Origin of the sequence: Thioalkalivibrio sp. ALMg3 (assembly GCF_000381225.1) — a bacterium.
Classification (GTDB): domain Bacteria; phylum Pseudomonadota; class Gammaproteobacteria; order Ectothiorhodospirales; family Ectothiorhodospiraceae; genus Thioalkalivibrio; species Thioalkalivibrio versutus.
The window spans coordinates 234,032-255,100 of the sequence record NZ_KB906219.1; the positions used below are offsets into that span (position 1 = coordinate 234,032).

Below are 21,069 nucleotides of genomic sequence, written 5' to 3' on the forward strand. Positions count from 1 at the left end.
CCGGAGATGCCGTATGTCCGAACCGACGATCGAACGCCGCCTGGAGAAACGCGTCATCCTGATGACGCAGGATGCCGGCTTGACCGAGCGCATGCAGGCCCAACTGCCGCAGGGCTGGCAGTTGCACCGGGTGACCGACCTGGATGAGCTCGGTCCGTGGAACGAGATCCTGCTGTATCGCTTCCTGCTGCTGGATCTCGACGAGATCGAGGCCTTCGACCCGCTGGACGTGATCCGGATGCTGCGCATGGAATACCAGATCAATCTTCCGGTATTCTGCTTCGGCGGGGATCAGGACATCCAGGACGAGATGCGCCTGGCTCGCGCCGATCGTTTCTTCGGGCGCGACGAAATGATCGACAAGCTTCCCGAGTTCATTCGCCAGTACGACTGGTAACGGACCCCGGTCCGGCCCGAGGGTCGGACGCAGCGTTACAGGGAGATCGTGGCATGGAACCCATCATCCGGGTGCGCGAGCTGTACAAGGTCTTCGGGCCGAACCCGCAGGAAGGCCTGCGCCTGATCGAGGACGGCCTGGACAAGGACACCATCTTCGAGCGCACCGGCAACACGGTGGGCGTGAAGGACTGCAACCTCGATATCGCCGAGGGTGAGATCTTCGTGGTGATGGGGCTGTCCGGATCGGGCAAGTCCACCCTGGTGCGTCTGCTTAACCGCCTGATCGAGCCCACTGCCGGCACCGTGGAGGTCCGTGGGCGTGACGTCACGCGTATGAGCCAGCGCGATCTGATCCGGTTGCGCAGCGAGGACCTGGCGATGGTGTTCCAGTCTTTCGCCCTGATGCCGCACAAGACCGTGATCGACAACGCCGCGCTGGGTCTGGAGATCGCCGGGGTCGGCCGCACCCGGCGCCGTGAACGTGCCCAGGAGGCGCTGGACCAGGTGGGTCTCAAGGCCCATGCCCGCAGCTATCCGGATGAACTTTCCGGCGGCATGCAGCAGCGTGTGGGCCTGGCCCGTGCGCTGGCCACCGACCCCTCGATCATGCTGATGGACGAGGCCTTCTCGGCGCTGGACCCGTTGATCCGCACCGAGATGCAGGACCGCCTGCTGGACCTGCAGCGCGAACACCGACGTACGGTCGTGTTCATCTCCCACGATCTCGACGAGGCGATCCGGATCGGGGATCGCATCGCCATCATGCAGGGTGGCGAGGTAGTGCAGGTCGGTACGCCGAAGGAAATCATCACGCACCCAGCCAACGAATACGTGCGCTCGTTCTTCCACGGCGTGGACATCACCCAGGTATTCCAGGCCTGCGACATCATGGACAGCGAGAACATCCCGGTACTGGATGCCGATACCACGGCCGGTGAGGCGCGCAACCGCATTGCCCACGTGCCGGGTAACGAGGCCGTGATCGTCGATGCCGGCGGGCGCTTCCAGTCCGTCGTCCAGGCCAAGCGTCTGGGCGAGCTTACCTTGGATCGCGCCGCCAGCGAGGTCGCGGTGGAGGTGGAGCCGGTCCCCGAGGATACGGCGCTGGCCGACCTGCCGCGGCGGGCCGCGCAGAGCCCGGTATCCATCCCGGTGGTGGATGGCGAGGGCCGGTTCCGCGGCCTGGTGACCCTGCAGCGCCTGGTCGAGGCCCTGGACCGCAGCCGCAACGCGGCCGCCGCGAACGGAGATTACTGACATGGAAGGGCGCATCAATATCCCGGTGGGCGACTGGATCGAGAGCGGAGTCGACTGGATCCTCGATAACCTGGAGCCGGCGCTGGACGGTATTGCCTGGTTCCTGGGGCTACTGACCAATTCCTTCGAGGGGGCCTTGCTCGCGATCCCCGCCTGGCTGCTGGTGCTGGTGCTGGTGGGGCTTAGCTGGTGGCGGGTCAGCTGGCGCTTCGGCATCTTCGCTATCGTGGCGCTGGGCCTGATCCTCGGGATGGACCTGTGGGAGCCCACCATCAAGACGTTGTCGCTGGTGCTGGCGGCCACCGCCGTGGCGCTGGCGATCGGCATGCCGGTCGGGGTCGCGATGGCGCGCAGCGACTGGCTCGAGGCCTCGATTCGTCCGGTGCTGGATCTGATGCAGACCATGCCTCCGTTTGTCTACTTGATCCCCGCCGCAATCTTCTTCGGGCTGGGCACGGTGCCCGGCGCGATCGCCACGGTGGTGTTCTGTATGCCGCCGGTGGTGCGTCTGACCAATCTCGGCATCCGCCAGGTAAACCGCGAGCAGATCGAGGCCGGGCTGGCCTTCGGTTGCAATCGGCGCCAACTCCTGACCAAGATTCAGTTGCCTCTGGCGATGCCGTCGATCATGGCCGGCATCAACCAGACCATCATGCTGGCGCTCTCCATGGTGGTGATCGCGTCGATGATCGGTGCCGGCGGGCTTGGCAACACCGTGCTCACCGGTATCCAGCGGCTCGATGTCGGGCTGGGGTTCGAGGGCGGCCTGGGGGTCGTGATCCTCGCCATCCTGCTCGACCGGATCACTCAGAGCGTAGGACTGCGGCGCAAGGCGAGCAGTTGACCGGCCCTCGCGTCGCGCTATCCGTTTCACTCGAAGGAAGGAGTAGCACGATGAACAAGACACTGACTTCAACCCTGCTGGGCGGCGTGCTGGCCGCCTCCATGGGCCTCTCCACGGCCCAGGCCGACGATATCCAGATTGGCTGGACTGCATGGTCCGATGCCGAATTCGTGACCCGGCTGGCCGAGCGCGTCATCGAGGACGAGATGGGTTACTCGGTGGAGCTGATCCAGACCGATATCGCCCCGCAGTACCAGGGTCTGGCCTCCGGCGACATCGACATGATGCTGATGGCCTGGCTGCCAGGGACCCACGCCGACTACATGGATCGTGTGGGTCAGGACGTGGTGAACCTGGGGCCGCTGTATGGCAACGCCCGCCTCGGCTGGGTGGTGCCGGACTATATCCCCGAGGACGAGCTTGGCTCCATCGAGGACCTGAAGAAGGACTCCGTACGGGACAAGCTGAATGGCCGCATCACCGGGATCGACCCGGGCGCGGGCCTGACGCGGTTGTCGGAAGAGGCCATGGAGACCTACGGCCTGGATGGCTACAACCTGCAGATCTCCTCCGGGGCGGGTATGACCTCCGCGCTGGAACGCGCCATCCGTCGTGACGAGTGGATCGTGGTGACCGGCTGGAGCCCGCACTGGAAATTCGGCGCCCATGATCTGCGTTACCTCGAAGACCCGGAAGGTGCCCTGGGCAGCTTCGAACGGATCCATGCCCTGGCTCGTGAAGGCTTCGCCGAGGAGTACCACGACGTGGCGATGATGATCTCGCGTATGCACCTGGATCTCGAGGTCCTGGAAGACGCGATGTTTTACGCCCAGGAAAACTCCTACGCGGAGGCCGTGGATCGCTTTATCGAGGACAACCCGAAGTACGTGCAGTACTGGGTGACCGGTGTGATCGACTGATCACCGCAGGCCATGGCCATGCCCGAAAGCCCCGCTCCGGCGGGGCTTTCTTCGTCTGGGGCCCCGACTCCATTGTTAACCACGAAGCGCACGAAGATACGAAGAAGGGCCAAGGCGGTTGCACCACGGAGGACACAAACAGTACGCAGAAGCCCGATTCGGGGGCGAGCGACGGGTCGATCGGAACACCTTGTCGGCATTCTCCGGTCACCATGAAGACGCCCCTCCCTCGGCATCCCGGAAACCGCGCAGCGGTTATCCGGGATCGCCACTGCTGGAGATCACCCGGACGTCCGGGGCTCGCCCGGGAGATCCCGGCTCTCCGCTTCGCTGCGGCCGGGATGACGAGGGGGTATGCGGCCGGGGATGACGAGGGGCGTGCGGCCGGGGATGACGGGGGCGTGCGGCAGGAGATGGCAATGGACGGTTGTGGCTGGACCCGAAACGCGAAAGGCCCCGGGCAGGTTGCCGCGGGGCCTTTCGCTGTTGCCGTCCCCGATGGAGCGGGGCCGCGCTGGCCGGACTGGATCAGCCGATCCAGGCGTGTTCCAGCACGTCGATGCGGACCTTCTCGTGGAAGGTCTCGCCATTGCCCTCGATCACCAGGTCGCCAATGCGGGTGCCGGCGGTGTCGTAGCTGAACTTGCAGTCGAAGGTGCCCGGCAGGGACACGCTGCCCTCGCACAGGGTCTCGCCTTCCACGGAGAACGAGCACTGGGCGCTGCCGGAGCCGTTCAGCACGGCCTGCAGCCGGAATTCCTCGTTGACCGGACGGCGGTAGAAGTTCGGGTCGCGGTTCGGGTTGTACTGCAGGTTGTTCAGCTTGACGAGCTTGACAAGTTTCATACCGGGTCCTCTATTGAAGCGCTGAATCCGAGTGACGGGCGCATCCGCAAGACCAACCCCGCTGCCGTGGGGCGTTTGGTTCATGCAAGTGCGCAGGTTCGATAGAATAGAAACAGAGAATGATACAACAAAGCCTGCGGGAACACGATTGGCGGCCCGCCCAACGCGCAGCAGGGTAACGCCGCCCCCGCGCATACACCAGTCCCGGCCCCGCGGTCAGTCCCGACCCCGCGGTCGACATCGGAGATCCCATGAAGAACCTGATCAACCGCATCCGCGGTGTGGAACGCGACGTCATCGAGAAACCGGGGGACGCGGGTGACGCCCCGTTCTACAAGCCCCAGCGCGACGAGATCGAGATCTTCAAGGCGGCCTACTCGAAGCGCCTGCCGGTGATGCTCAAGGGGCCGACCGGTTGCGGCAAGACCCGCTTCCTGGAGCACATCGCCCACGTCCTGGGCCAGCCGCTGGTGACGGTGTCCTGCCACGAGGACCTGACCAGCTCCGACCTGGTCGGGCGCTTCCTGCTGGAGGGCGAGGAAACCGTCTGGCAGGACGGCCCGCTGACGCGCTCGGTCAAGGAGGGTGCGATCTGCTACCTCGACGAAATCGTCGAGGCGCGCACCGACACCACCGTGGTGATCCACCCGCTGACTGACCACCGCCGCCAGCTCCCGCTGGACAAGAAGTCGCAGATCATCGATGCGCACGAAGACTTCATGCTGGTGATCTCCTACAACCCGGGCTATCAGACCGTACTGAAGGACCTGAAGCCCTCGACCAAGCAGCGCTTCGTCGGTATCCACTTCGACTACCCGGAGGAGGACGTCGAGCGCGAGATCGTGGCCAAGGAATCCGGTGGGCTGGACGCCGATCGCGTGGAGAAGCTGGTCGCCGCCGGGCGCAAGGCGCGCGCGCTGAAGGATCACGGTCTGGAAGAGGCCACCTCCACCCGTGCGCTGGCCTACGCCGGCGAACTGATGCAGGCGGGCTTGAGCCCGCGTGTCGCCTGCCGCGCCGCGATGATCGCCCCCATCACCGATGACCCCGAGCTGATCCAGGCACTGGAGGAGATCTTCGACGCCCACTTCCCCGAGTCCGAAGCCGCGTGAGCGATACCGCAACCAACGGCGGCGCGAAACCGGAGGCGGAAGAGCTCGTCGAGATCGAGGAGATCCTCCAGCACCTGGAGGACATCAGCTTCGTCGCCCATCGCGACACCAAGGAGGCCCTGCCGACCATCCGGCCGTTCGGTGCCACCATCGCGCGGCGCTGGATCGAGACCGCGCGCGACCTGTTCTTCCATGACCGCGAGTCGGGCAAGAGTTTTATGCGCCACTCGGCGCGACTCGCCGAGCACATGCAGACGGTGGAGCTGTGGCTGGAGCAGGCGGCCCGCTTCAAGGAGTGGGTCAATTCCAACTATGCGCTGGAAGGCTTCATGGCCCAGGCCGATCGCGTGTACGGCGCCTGGGGCGAGGCCGGCGAACGCGAGTGGGCCGAGATCGGCCTGCGCTGGTGCGCACGCAGCCTGCCCGATGCCCGGGCCTATTTCGAGACCGACTTCGAGAAGCTCGCCGGCGGGCGTGGCATCGACGGCCTGCGCGCGCTGATCGAGCCGGCCGAGACCCTGTTCGACGAACGCGGCCTGACTCTGGACGCCTACCTCGAGGGCGCCCCGATCGCCCGCAACCTGGTCGGCGACCAGGGCCTGCTGTCGTGGGCGCGGCGCGGCGCGGACCTGCTGAAGGCCGGGCGCTCGCGCGGCGAGGCGTACTTTCGCCTGGAGAGCGACGAGAGCCTGAAGCTGCTGCTGGAGGCGTTGCCGGGCTTTCGCCCGCGCATGCACGGGCGCTTCCTGCGCCTGGTGCTGATGGCCTGGCTGGACGCCGACATCCCGCTGGCGGACTCCAGCTGGAAGCCGGGCGAGGGCCGCCCGATGCTGGAGACCGATGGCCGGCGCCTGTTCATGCCGGCGGTGATGGATTCCCGCGAGGAGGCCATCGTCGCCACCCAGCACGCGGCCGCGCATCTGGCCTTCGACACCTATGCGCACACCGACGTCGAACGGCTGTTCGAGCGCGCGGGCGCCGAGCATCCGCCGCTGGACGACAAGTCGCGCATCACCTGGCGCCCGCTGTTCGCGCCATTCGAGGCGCGCATGTTCCGCTTCCAGGTGCTGTTCGACCTGGCCGAAGACCTGCGCGTGAACGCGCGCCTGGCCCCGCGCATCCCGAATTTCCTGCCGCGCCTGGTGGAGCTTGCCCGGGCCCACGAGCGTCCGGAGGGTGCGGCCGGCAGCTACTACGATTTCGCCCTGCGCGCCCACCAGGCCCTGCTACGGGGCGAGCCGCAGGACCCGCGCCTGGCGCGGATGCTGGAGCCGGACGCCGATATCGTCACTGCCTGGTCCGTGGGCGAGGAGCTGTTCGCCGACGAGGCCTTCCCCGAGATCACCATCGAGGAGCGCGCCGAGGCCTATCTGCCCGGGCTGTCGCTGAACCAGTCGCTGCCCGTCTACCCGCAGCGCAAGCGCGACGGCAGCCTGGCTGATTTCCGCGACCACGAGGCGCACGACGAGCACAAGCTCGAGCACCAGAAGCAGGAAGAACAGCCGCAGCAGGCCCCGGAGCAGGCACAGAAGGACCCGGACGCGGATATCCAGACCCCGCAGCAGGAGACCTCCGGCACCGGCGGGCGCATCGGCACCGGCATCCCGCAGCCGGCCCAGGTGGCCAAACGCGCCGCGCCCTACACCCCGCGGAAGGACGGCATCCCGTATCCGGAGTGGGACTACCGCGAGCAGCGCTACATCTCCGAGTGGGTGAACCTCTACGAGCGCGTGCTGGACGACGAGAACCCGGAGCTGGCGGCGACCATCCTGTCCGAGAACGCGGACACCCTGAAGCGTCTGACCCGCGGCCTGGAGATGCAGCGCCCGATGCGCCTGGCGCCGCAGCGCAAGCAGCTGGACGGCGACGAGCTGGATACCGAAGCGGTGATCGACTACATCGCCGACAAGAAGGCCGGGCTCTCGCCCAAGGCCTTCATCTACCGCCGCCGCGCGGTGCAGCATCGCGACACTTCGGTACTGATGCTGGCGGACATGTCCACCTCCATCATGGCGCGCCACCCAAGCGGGCAGGGCAAGATCGTCGACCGTGTGCGCGAAGGGATGATGCTGTTCGCCGAGGCCATCGAAAAGGTCGGCGACCCCTACGCGCTCGCCGGCTTTGCCTCCAAGCAGCGCGACCAGGTCAACTACTACTGGTTGAAGGATTTCAACGAGGACTTGAACGACACCGTGCGCGCCCGCATCGCCGGGGTGTCCGGGCGCCTGGCCTCGCGCATGGGGGCGGGCATCCGTCACTCGCTGGAGGCGTTCAAGCGCAACTCCAGCCAGCGCCGCCTGTTGCTGATCCTCACCGATGGGCGCCCGGCCGACTACGACGATGGCGGTGACCAGCGCTATCTGCACGAAGACACCCGCATGGCGATGAAGGAGGCGGTGGATGCCGGTATTCACCCCTTCTGCATCACCCTGGACCCGTCCGGGTCCGAGTACCTGCCGGCCATCTTCGGCCCCGGGCACTACACCATCATCGACCACGTGGACGAGCTGCCGCGCCGTCTGCCCGAGATCTACCTGAGGCTGCGCCAGTGAATGCCACCCCCGAAGCCATCGCTCCGGCCGCCACAGCCCCGGGGTCGGAGCGCGCCCCGGCCCGTCGCCACGCGACCCTGCTGCATGCGCCGCGCTATCGCGGGCACAGCTACGGCGACAACCATCCCCTCGGTATCCCGCGTGTCTCGCTGACCATTGACCTGATCGAGGCCTATGACGCGATCACCCCCGGGGAGATGGCCGTCACGCGCCGTGCGCAGCCGGCCGAGCTCGAATGGTTCCACACCCGCGAGTACGTCTCCGCGATGCAGCGCGCCGAGGCGCTGGGCAAGGTCTTCCAGCGCTACCGCGACCGCCACAACATCGGCAACTTCGAGAACCCGTTCTTCGCCGGCTTCTTCGCCACCCCGGCCACTGCCACCTTTGGCTCCATCCAGGGCGCCGAGGTCGTGCTGGGCGGGCAGATGGCCTTTAATCCGGCTGGCGGCATGCACCACGCCGCTCCCGACCAGGCGCGCGGGTTCTGCTACTTCAACGACCCCGCGCTCGCGATCCTGCGCCTGCGCCAGGCCGGCCAGCGGGTGCTCTATCTCGACATCGACGCCCACCACGGTGATGGCGTCGAGGCCGCGTTCACCGACGACCCGGATGTCCTCACCGTCTCCCTGCACATGGACACCGAATACGGCTACCCCTTCCAGGGCGGGCGCATCGAGGACACGGGCCCGCTCGGCAATGCGGTGAATGTGCCACTGCCGAAGGAGACCAACGACACGGAGTTCCGCGCTGCCTTCACCCGGGTCTGGGACGCGGTACGTGATCGCTGGCAGCCGGACGTGATCGTCGTCCAGGCGGGCACCGATGCCCTGCTGCCGGATCCGCTCGGCAAGTTCGGGATCTCCACCCAGTGCTTCCTTGCCTGTATCGACGACGTGATCGAAACCAGCCCGCGCCACGCCGATGGCACGCCGAAGCTGCTGGTCCTCGGCGGTGGCGGCTATCACCCCCTCGCGCTCGCCCGCTGCTGGACCGGCGTCTGGGCCCTGCTGACCGGTCGCGACCTCCCCGCCGCGATCCCCGCGGCCGGCCAGGCCTTGCTGCGCGAGGTCGACTGGGACATGGACGAGGAAGAGGCGTGGTACGCGAACCTGTTCGTCTCCCGCCTGGACGCCGACCGTTCCGGCCCCGTGCGCCCCGAACTCGAGGACCGCCTGGAGCGGCTTTTCCATACACACCCGCTGTTGCGCGGGTAGTGAAGAGACGCTGACCCATCACCGGCCCGTGACTGCGGGCACAGACGATACCGAGCCTGGATTGTGGCTCCGCGTCTCCTGGGGCGCCCATCGGGTGTAAAGCTTTCCGACGGGGTTTCGGGCCGGTTTCCCGAAAAATGTCGGAATGGTTTACACGAGGTCCTTCGCGGCGAATCGGGTTTGCGAAAAACTCGCGATCAAACAGGTCTTTAGCGGCTTTGGCGCGTGTCTTGCTTCGTAGTTGCTCGAGAGGGCGAAAGGCGCCCTGAGCGGTCAACAGGCCGGGAGCCGGAGGTGAGTGTGATGCGCAAGTGGTGGAGTAAACAGGTGGTGGTGCTAGCGGGCGTAATGCTCGCAGGCTCGGTGGCGAACGCGGCCATTATCGAGCTTCCGGACGTCGACGAGACCTATGACGGGATCCCGGTCGCCATTCAGTACAACGATTTCTATTCTTACTCCGGCTCGTTGCTGAACCAGTGGGGTTTCCTGTCCAATGACCAGTTTACCGGGCAGGGCACCGGCACGCTGGATCTGATTGTGGGCACGGGTGCTGGTGGCGCGGATAACCAGGGTATCGGGCCCGGCGGCAGCTACAATTTCGAGGACCCCATGCCCTTGCCGGGTGGCGGTACGACCGACTTCACTGGTGACTGGGGGCTGGGCACCCAGGCCAACGGGCCTGTGCTGGTGGACAACCTCCTGGCGTACCTGGATGCGATTAACCCGGGGGCCACAATCCCCACGTTCATCTTCGATCACAACCAGACAGGCTCAGCCCCCGATCTGTGGGTCCAGGCCGAGGTCTTTATCTACGACCCCGTCACCGGGGAACGCGTGGCTCGCTGGATCTTTGACGACGGCAATGGCGGCCCGGTTCTCTCGCCCGGCGAGGTCGAGGTGATTGGCGATTCGGGCGAGGTGTACGAGGCCGATGCCAACAAGGGAAGCGGCAAGCTGGACTACATCGTGTTTGCCCCGACCATGGATCTCGGCCTGTTCTCCGGCGAAGGCTATCTGTTCGGGATCGATTTCTTTATGGACGACCTGAACAATGGCTTCGAGGAGCTTTATCTCAGCGGTCGGTTCGCCACCACGACCGAGGTTCCGCTCCCTGGGCCGGTCTGGTTGATCGGGCTTGGGCTCGTGATGCTGGGGGCCTTCCGCCGCTATCGGCATTCGGCCCCGGGCCTGTAGCCTCCGCTGCTTTCCTCTGCCGCCCCCTGGCTTCCGGCTCGGGTCGGCCTCTGCCCCGCGCCCTGGCACATGCCAGGGCGCGGCTGTTTGTGCGGCCGTACAATGCCGCCGGTAGTGGCCCGCTCGCGTTGCGGGTTTTCGCAAATCCCGTCCGCTGACGTACGATTCTCCCCCTCATCGGGTGGGTGAGGGTTCGGGGCTTCCCTGAGTCCGTCACCAGGGACCCGCGACCAATCGAGGAGACGCATGCAGCCCGTGCAGAAACTGATACCCGGATACGCCAATGCCAAGGCGACGCGTCGTTACGCAGAGCAGTTCGTGTCCGAGGGCAAGGCCGCCGAGGGGCATTACAGCGAGTTCTCGCGCGCGAAGATGCGCCTGTCGAGCCTCGGGATCGGCACCTTCGGCGGGGCAGCCACCGCCGAGGTCGACGCGCAGATCTCCGCGATCGTTGCGCGTGGCCTGGCCGAGGGCGTCAACGTGGTCGATACCGGCGCGCACTACCGCTACGGCCGGTCGCTGGCCGCGGTGGGGGCTGGCGTGCGTACCGCGCTGGAGGCCGGGGTTCCGCGCGAGGCGATGTTCCTGATCTCCAAGGGCGGCTTCCTGACCCTGCGCGGTGGGCCTCCGGAGGACATGGAGGCCTGGTTCCAGCGCGAGATCGAGGCCCAGGGCATGGGCACGAAGGATGATCTGGCCAAGGGCGCGCATCTGCTGACGCCGGAATACCTCCACTACCAGATGGAGCTGTCACGCTCGCTGATGGGGGTGGAGACGCTGGACGCGTTCCTGATCGACCAGCCCGAGGTGCACATCCACGAGATCGGCAAGGAGCCGACCAACCGCAAGCTGGAGCCCGTGTTCGAGATGCTGGAGCGGGCGGTACTCGAAAAGAAGATCCGCACCTACGGCATCTCCACCTTCGAGGGCTTCCGCGAGGAGACCGACGCGGCGGTGTTCCAGTCGCTCACCTCCATGCAGGGCCTGGCCGAACGCGCCGCGCAGACGGTGACCGGCGACGACCATGCGCGGCACCACTTCAAGATCGCCATGCTGCCGTTCAACCAGGTGATGCTGGAAGGCTTTACCCGCTTCAACACCGCGACCGGGCAGGGCAATGTGGCCAGCCCGCTGCAGGCCGCGCACCAGCTGGAGGTGTACATGATCGCCTCGCATTCCATGCTGAAGGGGCATCTGGCGAAACAGTCGGTGGAGGTGGTCGAGCAGCAACTGGCGAGCCTGCCCAACCCGGCGCAGCGCGCGTTGCAGTTCAACCGCTCCACGCCGGGTCTGGGCACCTCGCTGGTCGGCATGAGCACGCCGGAACACCTGGACGACATGCTGGCGGTGATGCGCGAGCCGATGATGGACAAGAAGGCCTATCTCGGCATGTTCAAGAAGGCCGAGGAGTAACCAGGATCCTCGCCCTTCCTTGTAGGAGCGTGCTTGCACGCGAAGCCCCTGCCAAAGCCGGATGCGGGCAGGGGCTTCGCCGGAAAGCCGGTTCCCACAAGGTTCCGGCAGAGATTTCATGTACAAGGGTATGCCATGCAGGTTGATCTGAAGGCCCTCGAATTCCCCGCGATCCAGCGTCTGCTGGAGCGCCTGACTGCCACGCCCTATGGCGCCGACGCCGCGCGCGGGCTGGAACCGGCGCCGAATCTGGATGCGGCGCGGGCGCTGCAAAAGGCGGTGACCGTCGCACGCCAGCGTCTGGATGCCGGCACGCTGCCCCGGCTGGGCCAGCTGCCGGATGTGCGTGCCGCGCTGCGCCAGGCGGCCAACCCCGGTTCGGCCTTGCCGGTACAGGCCCTGCACAATCTCCAGGTCATCATGCGCCAGGCTCGTGAACTGGCGGATCAGTTGGCCGACACCCCGGAGATCTATCCGGCGGATCTGAACAAGCTGTACCCACCCGAGGCGCTGGAACAGCGCCTGGCTGCCTGCCTGAACCCCGGCGGCTCGCTGCGCGAAGACGCCAGCGCCGAGCTGGTCGAGGCCTTCGGGCAGCGCGGGCGGCTGCGTGACGAGGTCGAGGCGGTGGTGAAAAAGCGCCTGGCGGACTCCGATCTTGCGCAGAAGGGCGAGGATGCGCTGAAGGTGCAGTGGCACCAGGAGCGCGCAGTCATGGTGCTGCGCGGCGACGCGGCCGGGGCGGTCAAGGGTGTGCGTCGGGGCACCGCGATGGGTGGGCGCGACCAGATCGTGGAGCCGATCGAGGCGGTCCCGTTGAACAACCAGCTCGATACGGTCAACAGTCAGATCAACACCGAACAGCAGCGTCTGTTGCGCGAGCTGACCGATGGGGTGCGCCAGCATGGCGAGCCGTTGGACCTGATGCTGACCGCGCTGACCTGGATTGATCTGGCCTCGGCCGCCGCACAGCTTTCGGCGCAGATGAATGCCCACGCCCCGAGGCTGGAGCCCGAGGCCGGCGTGGAGCTGATCGAGGCCTACCACCCGCTGCTGCTGTTGCAGTTCGCCGAGGGGAACGGCCCGCAGCCGGTTCCCCTGTCGATCCGGCTGGATGGCGAACAGCCGCTGTTGCTGATTACCGGGCCGAACACCGGCGGCAAGACGGTCGCGCTGAAGACCCTGGGCCTGCTGGTCACCATGGCCTGGTGCGGGCTGCATATCCCGGCCGAGCAGGACTGCCGCATCGGCCGTTTTGATCGGGTCATGGTCGATGTCGGTGACCACCAGAGCCTGTTCCACCATCTGTCGACCTTCGCCGGGCATGTGGAGGTGCTCAAGCGGATCCTCGACCATGCTGGCTCCGAAAGCCTGATCCTGCTGGACGAGCTGGGTACCGGTACCGACCCCGACGAAGGTGCAGCCCTCGCCATGGCGATGCTGGACGAGCTGCGCGCCCGCGGTACGCGCGGGATCGTGAATACCCACCTGGCACCGCTGAAGGACTACGCGGCGCAGCATGCGGGCATCGTGAATGCCTCGATGCAGTTCGACGCGGAGACCCTCTCGCCCACCTATCGGTTGCTGATCGGCGAGCCGGGGGTCTCCTTCGGGTTGACCATCGCCGAGAAGAACGGCCTGCCACCGCAGCTGGTGGCGCGGGCCCGCGAGCATTTCGCCGAGCTGCCCACCGCGCAGGCCGGGGGCGAGCACAGCTGACCTTGCCGCGCCCGCTCGGTTTGACGTCGGGGCCGCCCAAAAAGATCGCCACGTCGCTGCGCTCCTCGCGATGACGGTGCTCGCAACCCCGTCATTGCGAGGCCCCGCCAGGGGCCGTGGCAATCTCGCGGGACCGGCAGGCCGGCGGGGTCAGCCAGCCCCGTTTGCAGGTGGCTACATCGCTGGCTCCTCGCGACGTCTGCCGCGTGCCCATCCGCTTTATGGCGTGAAATGGGGGCGATTTCATATTAGGATGGTGGGCTATTTTGATTTGTGGTGCGTGATCACCCGACGATCGTGCACAAGCCCCCGGTAAGGAAGTCGACCACCATGTCCGAGTCCGCAAGCTCCGCCACCGCCATCACCGGCGCCGAAATCTTCTGTCGCAGCCTCCAGGCCGAGGGCGTCGAAGTCGTATTCGGGTATCCCGGTGGTGCGGTACTGCACATCTATGATGCGCTGTACCGGCAGGACAAGGTCTCCCACGTGCTGGTGCGCCACGAGCAGGGTGCGGTGCACGCGGCCGAGGGCTATGCCAAGTCCTCCTACAAGCCGGGCGTGGCCCTGGTCACCTCGGGCCCCGGCGCGACCAACGCGATTACCGGGATTGCCGATGCCTACATGGATTCGGTTCCGCTGGTGGTGTTCACCGGCCAGGTGCCGACCAGCATGATCGGCAACGACGCCTTCCAGGAAGTGGATACCGTGGGGATCACGCGTCCCTGCGTGAAGCACAACTTCCTGGTCAAGGACGTGAAGGACTTGGCGACCACGATCAAGAAGGCCTTCTACGTGGCGACCACCGGGCGCCCCGGCCCGGTGGTGGTCGATATCCCGAAGGACGTGACGGCCGATACCTGCGTGTTCGAGTACCCGGAGAGCATCCACATGCGCTCCTACAACCCGACCACGAAGGGGCATACCGGCCAGATCCGCAAGGCGGTGGACCTGATCCTGTCGGCCAAGCAGCCGATGATCTACACCGGCGGCGGCGTGATCCTGGGGCGTGGCTCCGAGGCCCTGACCGAGTTCACCCGCCAGCTTGGCTATCCGATCACCAACACCCTGATGGGGCTGGGTGGCTATCCGGCGTCGGACAAGCAGTTCCTGGGCATGCTGGGCATGCACGGCACCTACGAGGCCAACATGGCCATGCACCACGCGGATGTGCTGATCGCCATTGGCGCGCGCTTCGATGACCGCGTGACCGGCAACATCGAGAAGTTCTGTCCGCATGCGAAGATCGTGCATGTGGACGTCGATCCGTCCTCCATCTCCAAGAACGTGAAGGTGGATGTGCCGATCGTCGGCGAGGTGGAGCCGGTGCTGCGCGAACTGATCAAGGGCCTGAACGAGGCCGGCAGCAAGCCGGACGCCGAGGCCCTGGCCACCTGGTGGAAACAGATCGCGGAATGGCAGGCGCAGGACTGCCTGAAGTACGACCAGACCTCCGGGCTGATCAAGCCGCAGTACGTGGTGCAGAAGTTCTGGGAGCTGACCGAGGGCGATGCCTACGTGACCTCCGATGTCGGCCAGCACCAGATGTGGGCGGCGCAGTTCTATCGCTTCGACAAGCCCAATCGCTGGATCAACTCTGGTGGCCTGGGCACGATGGGCGTGGGTCTGCCGTTTGCGATGGGCGTGCAGTTCGCGCATCCGGAGGCGACGGTGGGCTGCATTACCGGCGAGGCCAGCATCCAGATGTGTATCCAGGAGCTGTCGACCTGCTTCCAGTACCAGCTGCCGCTGAAGATCCTGAACCTGAACAACCGCTACCTGGGCATGGTCCGGCAGTGGCAGGAGTTCTTCTATCAGGGCCGCTACGCCATGTCCTACATGGATGCGCTGCCGGACTTCGTGAAGCTGGCCGAGGCCTATGGCCACGTCGGTATCCAGATCACCCAGCCGGGCGACGTCGAGGGCGCGATCAAGGAGGCCCTGGCGCAGAAGGACCGCCTGGTGTTCATGGACTTCATTACCGACCAGTCCGAGAACGTGTATCCGATGATCCCGGCCGGTGCCGGCCAGAACGAAATGATCCTGGTCTGAGCCGGGTACAGGGAAGAGCCGTATGCGTCATATCATTAGTGTCCTGCTGGAAAACGAATCCGGTGCCCTCTCGCGGGTGGCCGGGCTGTTCTCCGCACGGGGTTACAACATCGAATCACTGACTGTCGCGCCGACCGACGACCCGTCGCTGTCGCGCATGACCATCGTCACCAGCGGTTCCGACGAGATCGTCGAGCAGATCACCAAGCAGCTGAACAAGCTGATCGACGTGATCAAGCTGCTGGACATGACCGCCTATCCGCACATCGAGCGCGAGATGGCGCTGGTCAAGGTGCGTGTGCCGGAGGCCGCCGAGCGCGAGGAGGTCAAGCGCCTGGCGGATATCTTCCGCGGCCGGATCATCGACGTGGCCCATGACAGCTACGTGATCGAGATCACCGGCGAGGGCTCCAAGCTGGACGCCTTCCTCGTGGCCCTCGACGCGTTTACTGTCCTGGAGGTCGTGCGCTCCGGCGTGATGGGCATCGCCCGGGGCGACGTCGCCCTGCAAATCTGAATCCCCGGGCCCGGCCCCCGTTGCGGGGGCGGGGCCCGTTTGTTTGCCATGGGCCCCGCTGGGGGCTGATATCAAGGAAATTGCGATGAATCTTTACTACGACAAAGACGCCGATCTCTCCATCATCAAGGGCATGAAGGTGGCCATCATCGGCTACGGTTCGCAGGGCCACGCCCATGCGAACAACCTGAAGGACTCCGGCGTGGACGTGACCGTCGGCCTGCGCGAAGGCTCCAGCTCGCGCGCCAAGGCCGAAGAGGCCGGCCTGACGGTGGCCGATGTCGATGTCGCGACCGCCGGCGCCGACCTAATCATGGTGCTGGCCCCGGACGAGTACCAGGCCGCGCTGTACCGCGATGTGCTGGAGCCGAACCTGAAGCAGGGCGCGACCCTGGCCTTCGCCCACGGCTTCGCGATCCACTACAACCAGATCGAGCCGCGCAAGGACCTGGACGTGATCATGATCGCGCCCAAGGCCCCGGGCCACACCGTGCGTTCCGAGTTCGTGCGTGGCGGCGGCATCCCCGATCTGATCGCCATCCAGCAGGACGCCTCCGGCAAGGCGCGCGATATCGCGATGTCCTACGCCTCGGCGATCGGCGGCGGGCGTACTGGCATCATCGAGACCAGCTTCAAGGACGAGACCGAAACCGACCTGTTCGGCGAGCAGGCCGTGCTGTGTGGGGGTGCCGTGGAACTGGTCAAGGCGGGCTTCGAGACCCTGACCGAGGCGGGGTATGCACCGGAGATGGCCTACTTCGAGTGCCTGCACGAGCTCAAGCTGATCGTCGACCTGATGTACGAGGGCGGCATCGCCAACATGAACTACTCGATCTCCAACAATGCCGAATATGGCGAGTACGTGACCGGCCCGAAGGTGATCAACGAAGAGTCGCGCTGGGCCATGCGCGAGGCCCTGCGCAACATCCAGAACGGCGAGTACGCCAAGCAGTTCATCCTGGAAGGCGCGATGAACTACCCGTCGATGACCGCCAACCGACGCCTGAACGCCGCCCACGAGATCGAGCAGGTCGGCGAGCGTCTGCGGTCCATGATGCCGTGGATCACGGCCAACCAGCTGGTCGACAAGTCCCGCAACTGATGCGAGGCCCTGCGATGGACATTCCGGTCTGTCGCAGGGCGTCCTCTCTCTCGAGCACCCGATGCTGTTTCCGCTAGCTCCCGAAGGCCGTCTGTTCGTCATCATCGCCGCGTGGATGACGGTGATTACGCTGCTGGTCGGGGAGGCGGAGCTGGGCCTGTTCATGGTGATCCTCACCGTGGCCCTGATGGGGCTGTTCCGGAACGTGCGGCGCAAGGCCCCGGCACCGGCCCTGGGCGTGATCGCCCCGGCCGATGGCACCATCGAGTCGATTACCGAGACCCGGGATCCGTTTACGAAAAAGCCGGCGGTCTGCATCCGCCTGCGTCAGCGCCGCCTGGGCGAATACAACGTGCACGCCCCGCAGGAGGCCGAAATTCGCGAACGGGTCTGGCCCGGCAAGGAGACCGACGAGGCGCCGGATGCCCAGTTGGAGGGGCGTCTGGCCTATGCGCTGGAGACCGACGAGGGCACCCGGCTGACCCTGGCACTCAGCGTCGATCACTGGCCCCGCATGGTGCGCATGCAGAACAACGTCCCTGGCAACCGCCTGGGACGCGGCAAGCGCATGGGCTTCGCCGGCTTTGGTGGTACCTTCGAGGTCTGGCTGCCGGTCGGCGCGCAGGTGATGGTCGAGCCGGGGCAGCGGGTCCTGGCGGGTTCGGCCTTGCTCGGCGGGTTACCCGAATCCGAGGCGACCGGGGACGACGAGAGCGCGGCGGAGGTGCTGCAATGAGTGCAGGGGACGAAGGCGACCGACGGACGGATCCCGAGCCGGACTACATCGAGGGCGAGGATACCGTCGCTGACGACCAGCCGCCCCATCGCCGGCGCCGGCGCGGGGTGTATCTGCTGCCCAACCTGTTCACCACCGGGGTGCTGTTCTCCGGGTTCTTCGCCATCGTCTCCGCGATCAACGGCGAATACATCACCGCCGCCATCGCGATTTTCGTGGCCATGGTGCTGGACACCCTGGATGGCCGCGTCGCGCGCATGACCGATACCCAGAGCGAGTTCGGCGCGCAGTACGACTCGCTGTCGGATCTGGTGTCCTTCGGTGTGGCCCCGGCGCTGGTGGTCTACCTCTGGCAACTGCACGACCTCGGCAACTTCGGCTGGGTGGCGGCGTTCTTCTTTGCCACCGCCGCGGCGCTACGGCTGGCGCGCTTCAACAGCCGGCTCGCGGTCAGCGACAAGCGTTTTTTCCAGGGGCTGCCAAGCCCCGCCAGCGCCGCGATCCTGGTGGGCATGGTCTGGGTGCTGGAGGACTGGGGCATCCCGGCGGAGCTGGCCGACCCCTATCTGGTGGGCATCCTGGTGGTCACCGTGCTCGCCGGGGCGGCAATGGTCAGCAACCTGACCTACTTCAGCTTCAAGGACATGGACTTCAAGCACCGGGTGCCTTTCCTGGCGATTGTCGGGGTGGTGCTGGCGCTGATGCTGCTGGCCCTGGATCCGCCCAAGGTCCTGCTGGCGGCCTTCGTCATCTATGCCCTGTCCGGACCGTTGCTGACCCTGGAGCGCTGGCGCCGGCATCGTCGCCGGGCGCCGTCGGGGGAGTAGCCGCGTGTTGCTGTCGGTGCGCCAGCGCCGCATCCTCGCGGACATGGGCATTCCGGTGTGGCGCTCGCGCATCGCGCTGGAGGACAAGACCGAGGCCGCGGCGCTTCCGGCGGAATCCGCCCTTGTGGCGGGCGAGCACGCCGAGGTCGTGGATGCCGGGGCGCCGGGCGCCGCGGTCGATACCCTGGACTGGGAGGCCCTGGAGGCGCGGGTGCGTGGCTGCCATGCCTGCGTCGAGCTGGCCCGCGAACGCACGCAGACCGTGTTCGGGGTGGGCGACCCGCGCGCGCGCTGGCTGTTCGTCGGCGAGGCCCCGGGTGCGGAAGAGGACCGCCGTGGCGAGCCCTTCGTGGGTCGTGCGGGGCAGCTGCTGGACAACATGCTGCTGGCGCTGGGCCTGGACCGGAGCCGCGATGTCTTCATCGCTAATCTGCTGAAGTGCCGCCCGCCCGGAAACCGTGACCCGAAACCCCAGGAGTCCGCGGCCTGCCGCGGGTTTCTCGATCGCCAGATCGAACTGATCCAGCCGGAGGTCATTGTGGCGCTGGGGCGTGTAGCGGCCCACGCCTTGCTGGCGACGGACGAGCCTCTCGGTCGGCTGCGTGGCACGGAGCAGCGCTACCAGGGCGTTCCTCTGATCGTGACCTACCATCCGGCCTACCTGCTGCGAAAGCCGGGTGACAAGGCCCGTGCCTGGCAGGACCTGCAGCGCGCCCGGACCTGTCTGTCAGAACCGCTCACTGATTGAGGGATTGGGAACCTTGGCCGAGTCGCCGGGTTCCGAACCAACGACACCTCGCCCCGTCCTTTCCTTCACTGCTGCTGGAGAAGCCTGCGTCATGAGTGCCGAACCCCGCGTCCAGCCCGAGTTGCGCCGCATGCAGGTGGCCGATGTGGAAGGCGTGATGCGCGTGGAGCGCGAGGCCTATGTGTACCCCTGGACCGCCCGCATCTTCGAGGACTGCCTGCGGGTGGGTTACGACTGCTGGGTGCTGGCGGTGGATGGTCGCCAGGTGGGGCATAGTGTGCTGACGGTGGCCGCCGGCGAGGCCCACCTGCTCAACCTTACGGTGGACCCGCGCTGGCAGGGCAACGGGCTTGGCCGTTTCATGGTCCGTCGCCTGTTTGACTATGTGTGCAGTCAGGACGCAGAGGCGTTGTTCCTCGAGGTGCGCCCATCCAATGTGGCGGCGGTGCAGCTCTACCGCTCCGAGGGTTTTGAGCATATCGGCACCCGTCCGCGCTATTACCCGCTCCCCAGCGGCCGCGAGGATGCCTGGGTGCTGACGCGTCGCTGCGCCGCGCCCGCCGGGTCTTGACTCGTCGGTTCAGCGCCGGAGTGTGAAGTCAGTCACAGCGTCGGGTGCAAAATCCGTAACCCGGTCGGGTTTTGCCGCCTTGGGTTCTCGTCCCGGGACCTCCGCGTTGTGACGGTCACCCCCCGGGTCTATGATCGAACTCGGTATTGGCCCCGACTCCGGATGAGGTAACCCATGTCCCGATCCCTACGTGCATTGTTTGTTTCGCTCCCCCTGGCGCTGCCGCTCCTGGCTACCGGAGGGCTTGCCCATGCCCAGCAGGCCTTCGGCTACGACGAGGCCGAGCGCCAGCAGGAGCTGCTGGAAGTCTGGTACGAGATCCGTGAAAGCAACGCACAGAAGGGCAATACGGCGGCGATGTTCGACGTGGGCATGGCGAACTACGCCGGGCGCGGCACGGCGGTGGACTACGATCAGGCCCTGCGCTGGTTTGCTCGCGCTGCGGATGCCGACCACGCCAGTGCGCATTACTATCTGGGTTACCTCTTCGCGACCGGCAAGGGCACCTCGGCCGACGCCGAACGCAGTCACGAACATTACTCACGCGCGGCGGAACTGGGTCATGCCGATGCCCAGTACTGGCTGGGCAGCCATCTGGCCAATGGCGAGCAGGATCCGGCCGCCGCACTCGAGTGGCTGGGCAAGGCGGCAGATCAGGGACTGCCTGCCGCGCAGTATTATGTGGGGCTGATGCACGAGAATGGTCAGGGCACCACGCGTGATCCGGCCGCCGCCGCGCGCTGGTATACCGCTGCAGCGGAGCAGGGCTACCGGCATGCCCAGATCGGGCTGGGTCGCCTGCACCAGAACGGTCGCGGGGTCGAACGTGATCTGGTGCAGGCGCATGTCTGGTACAGCATGGCGGACGACCGGGAACGCCTGGCCTCGCTGGAGACCCGCATGAACAACCGTGACCTGGTGACTGCCCAGGGGCGCCTCAAGGAACAGAACGCCGCGCTTCAGGCGGCCTCGGCGCGCTGATCGGGCAGCGCCGGAACCCATGCAAACGGCCCCGTTTTTCGGGGCCGTTTGCATGTTGGGCCCCCGGA

The 21,069-nt window shown here is 66.3% G+C and carries 19 protein-coding genes; 18 read left to right on the forward strand and 1 reads right to left on the reverse strand.

From position 1 onward, the window contains the following. The first annotated feature begins 13 nt into the window (after positions 1–13). Genes F622_RS0101165 through F622_RS0101180 form a run of 4 tightly spaced genes read left to right on the forward strand, consistent with a single transcriptional unit; the run spans position 14 to position 3,420 of the window. A complete protein-coding gene (locus F622_RS0101165; RefSeq protein ID WP_018143992.1) occupies positions 14–397 on the forward strand; it encodes a hypothetical protein in 384 nt (127 codons plus the stop codon). Positions 398–450: 53 nt separating this feature from the next. Then, positions 451–1,656, forward strand: coding sequence for a glycine betaine/L-proline ABC transporter ATP-binding protein ProV (gene proV, locus F622_RS0101170; protein WP_018176083.1), 1,206 nt, complete (start codon positions 451–453; stop codon positions 1,654–1,656). A gap of 1 nt (position 1,657) precedes the next feature. Continuing rightward, positions 1,658–2,500 carry a proline/glycine betaine ABC transporter permease gene (locus F622_RS0101175; RefSeq protein WP_018143990.1) on the forward strand — a complete coding sequence of 281 codons (843 nt, stop codon included), beginning with the start codon at positions 1,658–1,660 and terminating at the stop codon, positions 2,498–2,500. A gap of 50 nt (positions 2,501–2,550) precedes the next feature. Further along, the gene (locus tag F622_RS0101180) at positions 2,551–3,420 is read left to right on the forward strand and encodes a glycine betaine ABC transporter substrate-binding protein (protein ID WP_018176082.1); all 870 of its coding nucleotides are present in this window, start codon (positions 2,551–2,553) and stop codon (positions 3,418–3,420) included. 528 nt (positions 3,421–3,948) lie between these two features. Here the strand turns inward: F622_RS0101180 and F622_RS0101185 are convergent. Continuing rightward, complete coding sequence (locus F622_RS0101185) at positions 3,949–4,266, reverse strand: hypothetical protein (RefSeq protein ID WP_018143988.1); 318 nt, start codon at positions 4,264–4,266, stop codon at positions 3,949–3,951. A 251-nt stretch (positions 4,267–4,517) separates the two neighbouring features. On the opposite strand from F622_RS0101185, the gene F622_RS0101190 reads away from it, so the two are divergent. The 14 genes from F622_RS0101190 to F622_RS0101255 all read left to right on the forward strand — a co-directional run bounded on the left by F622_RS0101190 (position 4,518) and on the right by F622_RS0101255 (position 21,001). Further along, on the forward strand, positions 4,518–5,378 hold the full coding sequence (locus F622_RS0101190; RefSeq protein ID WP_018168425.1) for a CbbQ/NirQ/NorQ/GpvN family protein: 861 nt from the start codon (positions 4,518–4,520) through the stop codon (positions 5,376–5,378). Continuing rightward, positions 5,375–7,930, forward strand: coding sequence for a nitric oxide reductase activation protein NorD (locus F622_RS0101195; protein WP_019571181.1), 2,556 nt, complete (start codon positions 5,375–5,377; stop codon positions 7,928–7,930). Before F622_RS0101190 ends, F622_RS0101195 begins: the two co-directional genes overlap by 4 nt. Then, entirely contained in the window at positions 7,927–9,144 is a 1,218-nt protein-coding gene (locus F622_RS0101200; RefSeq protein WP_018176080.1) for an acetoin utilization protein AcuC, read from the forward strand. Before F622_RS0101195 ends, F622_RS0101200 begins: the two co-directional genes overlap by 4 nt. 303 nt (positions 9,145–9,447) lie before the next feature. After that, complete coding sequence (locus tag F622_RS0101205) at positions 9,448–10,338, forward strand: PEP-CTERM domain protein (protein ID WP_018168428.1); 891 nt, start codon at positions 9,448–9,450, stop codon at positions 10,336–10,338. A gap of 246 nt (positions 10,339–10,584) precedes the next feature. After that, on the forward strand, positions 10,585–11,751 hold the full coding sequence (locus tag F622_RS0101210) for an aldo/keto reductase (protein WP_018176078.1): 1,167 nt from the start codon (positions 10,585–10,587) through the stop codon (positions 11,749–11,751). A 135-nt stretch (positions 11,752–11,886) separates the two neighbouring features. Next, complete coding sequence (locus F622_RS0101215; protein WP_018176077.1) at positions 11,887–13,470, forward strand: DNA mismatch repair protein MutS; 1,584 nt, start codon at positions 11,887–11,889, stop codon at positions 13,468–13,470. Between the two features lie 330 nt (positions 13,471–13,800). Continuing rightward, positions 13,801–15,519, forward strand: a complete 1,719-nt coding sequence (ilvB, locus tag F622_RS0101220) for a biosynthetic-type acetolactate synthase large subunit (protein WP_018168431.1) — start codon at positions 13,801–13,803, stop codon at positions 15,517–15,519. Positions 15,520–15,541: 22 nt separating this feature from the next. Next, positions 15,542–16,036, forward strand: coding sequence for an acetolactate synthase small subunit (gene ilvN / locus F622_RS0101225; protein WP_018143980.1), 495 nt, complete (start codon positions 15,542–15,544; stop codon positions 16,034–16,036). A gap of 85 nt (positions 16,037–16,121) precedes the next feature. Continuing rightward, entirely contained in the window at positions 16,122–17,138 is a 1,017-nt protein-coding gene (gene ilvC, locus F622_RS0101230) for a ketol-acid reductoisomerase (RefSeq protein WP_018176076.1), read from the forward strand. Between the two features lie 61 nt (positions 17,139–17,199). Continuing rightward, the gene (locus F622_RS0101235; protein ID WP_018168433.1) at positions 17,200–17,874 is read left to right on the forward strand and encodes a phosphatidylserine decarboxylase; all 675 of its coding nucleotides are present in this window, start codon (positions 17,200–17,202) and stop codon (positions 17,872–17,874) included. Further along, positions 17,871–18,701: a CDP-diacylglycerol--serine O-phosphatidyltransferase gene (gene pssA, locus F622_RS0101240; RefSeq protein WP_018176075.1), complete on the forward strand. Its 831-nt coding sequence runs from the start codon at positions 17,871–17,873 to the stop codon at positions 18,699–18,701. The genes F622_RS0101235 and pssA overlap by 4 nt, the downstream gene beginning before the upstream one ends. Before the next feature lie 4 nt (positions 18,702–18,705). Next, entirely contained in the window at positions 18,706–19,449 is a 744-nt protein-coding gene (locus F622_RS0101245; protein ID WP_018168435.1) for a uracil-DNA glycosylase family protein, read from the forward strand. Positions 19,450–19,540: 91 nt separating this feature from the next. Then, complete coding sequence (gene rimI, locus F622_RS0101250; RefSeq protein ID WP_018168436.1) at positions 19,541–20,020, forward strand: ribosomal protein S18-alanine N-acetyltransferase; 480 nt, start codon at positions 19,541–19,543, stop codon at positions 20,018–20,020. Positions 20,021–20,194: 174 nt separating this feature from the next. After that, positions 20,195–21,001, forward strand: coding sequence for a tetratricopeptide repeat protein (locus F622_RS0101255; protein WP_038084332.1), 807 nt, complete (start codon positions 20,195–20,197; stop codon positions 20,999–21,001). Positions 21,002–21,069 lie beyond the last annotated feature (68 nt).

Bases quoted from the DNA above. Each gene is read 5' to 3' on its own strand.
- ilvB (WP_018168431.1), top strand. From the start codon at position 13,801: ATGTCCGAGTCCGCAAGCTCCGCCACCGCCATCACCGGCGCCGAAATC.
- F622_RS0101255 (WP_038084332.1), top strand. From the start codon at position 20,195: ATGTCCCGATCCCTACGTGCATTGTTTGTTTCGCTCCCCCTGGCGCTG.
- proV (WP_018176083.1), top strand. From the start codon at position 451: ATGGAACCCATCATCCGGGTGCGCGAGCTGTACAAGGTCTTCGGGCCG.
- F622_RS0101190 (WP_018168425.1), top strand. From the start codon at position 4,518: ATGAAGAACCTGATCAACCGCATCCGCGGTGTGGAACGCGACGTCATC.
- ilvC (WP_018176076.1), top strand. From the start codon at position 16,122: ATGAATCTTTACTACGACAAAGACGCCGATCTCTCCATCATCAAGGGC.
- F622_RS0101180 (WP_018176082.1), top strand. From the start codon at position 2,551: ATGAACAAGACACTGACTTCAACCCTGCTGGGCGGCGTGCTGGCCGCC.
- F622_RS0101205 (WP_018168428.1), top strand. From the start codon at position 9,448: ATGCGCAAGTGGTGGAGTAAACAGGTGGTGGTGCTAGCGGGCGTAATG.
- F622_RS0101185 (WP_018143988.1), bottom strand. From the start codon at position 4,266: ATGAAACTTGTCAAGCTCGTCAAGCTGAACAACCTGCAGTACAACCCG.
- rimI (WP_018168436.1), top strand. From the start codon at position 19,541: ATGAGTGCCGAACCCCGCGTCCAGCCCGAGTTGCGCCGCATGCAGGTG.
- F622_RS0101175 (WP_018143990.1), top strand. From the start codon at position 1,658: ATGGAAGGGCGCATCAATATCCCGGTGGGCGACTGGATCGAGAGCGGA.
- F622_RS0101215 (WP_018176077.1), top strand. From the start codon at position 11,887: ATGCAGGTTGATCTGAAGGCCCTCGAATTCCCCGCGATCCAGCGTCTG.
- F622_RS0101210 (WP_018176078.1), top strand. From the start codon at position 10,585: ATGCAGCCCGTGCAGAAACTGATACCCGGATACGCCAATGCCAAGGCG.
- pssA (WP_018176075.1), top strand. From the start codon at position 17,871: ATGAGTGCAGGGGACGAAGGCGACCGACGGACGGATCCCGAGCCGGAC.
- F622_RS0101165 (WP_018143992.1), top strand. From the start codon at position 14: ATGTCCGAACCGACGATCGAACGCCGCCTGGAGAAACGCGTCATCCTG.
- F622_RS0101235 (WP_018168433.1), top strand. From the start codon at position 17,200: ATGCTGTTTCCGCTAGCTCCCGAAGGCCGTCTGTTCGTCATCATCGCC.
- ilvN (WP_018143980.1), top strand. From the start codon at position 15,542: ATGCGTCATATCATTAGTGTCCTGCTGGAAAACGAATCCGGTGCCCTC.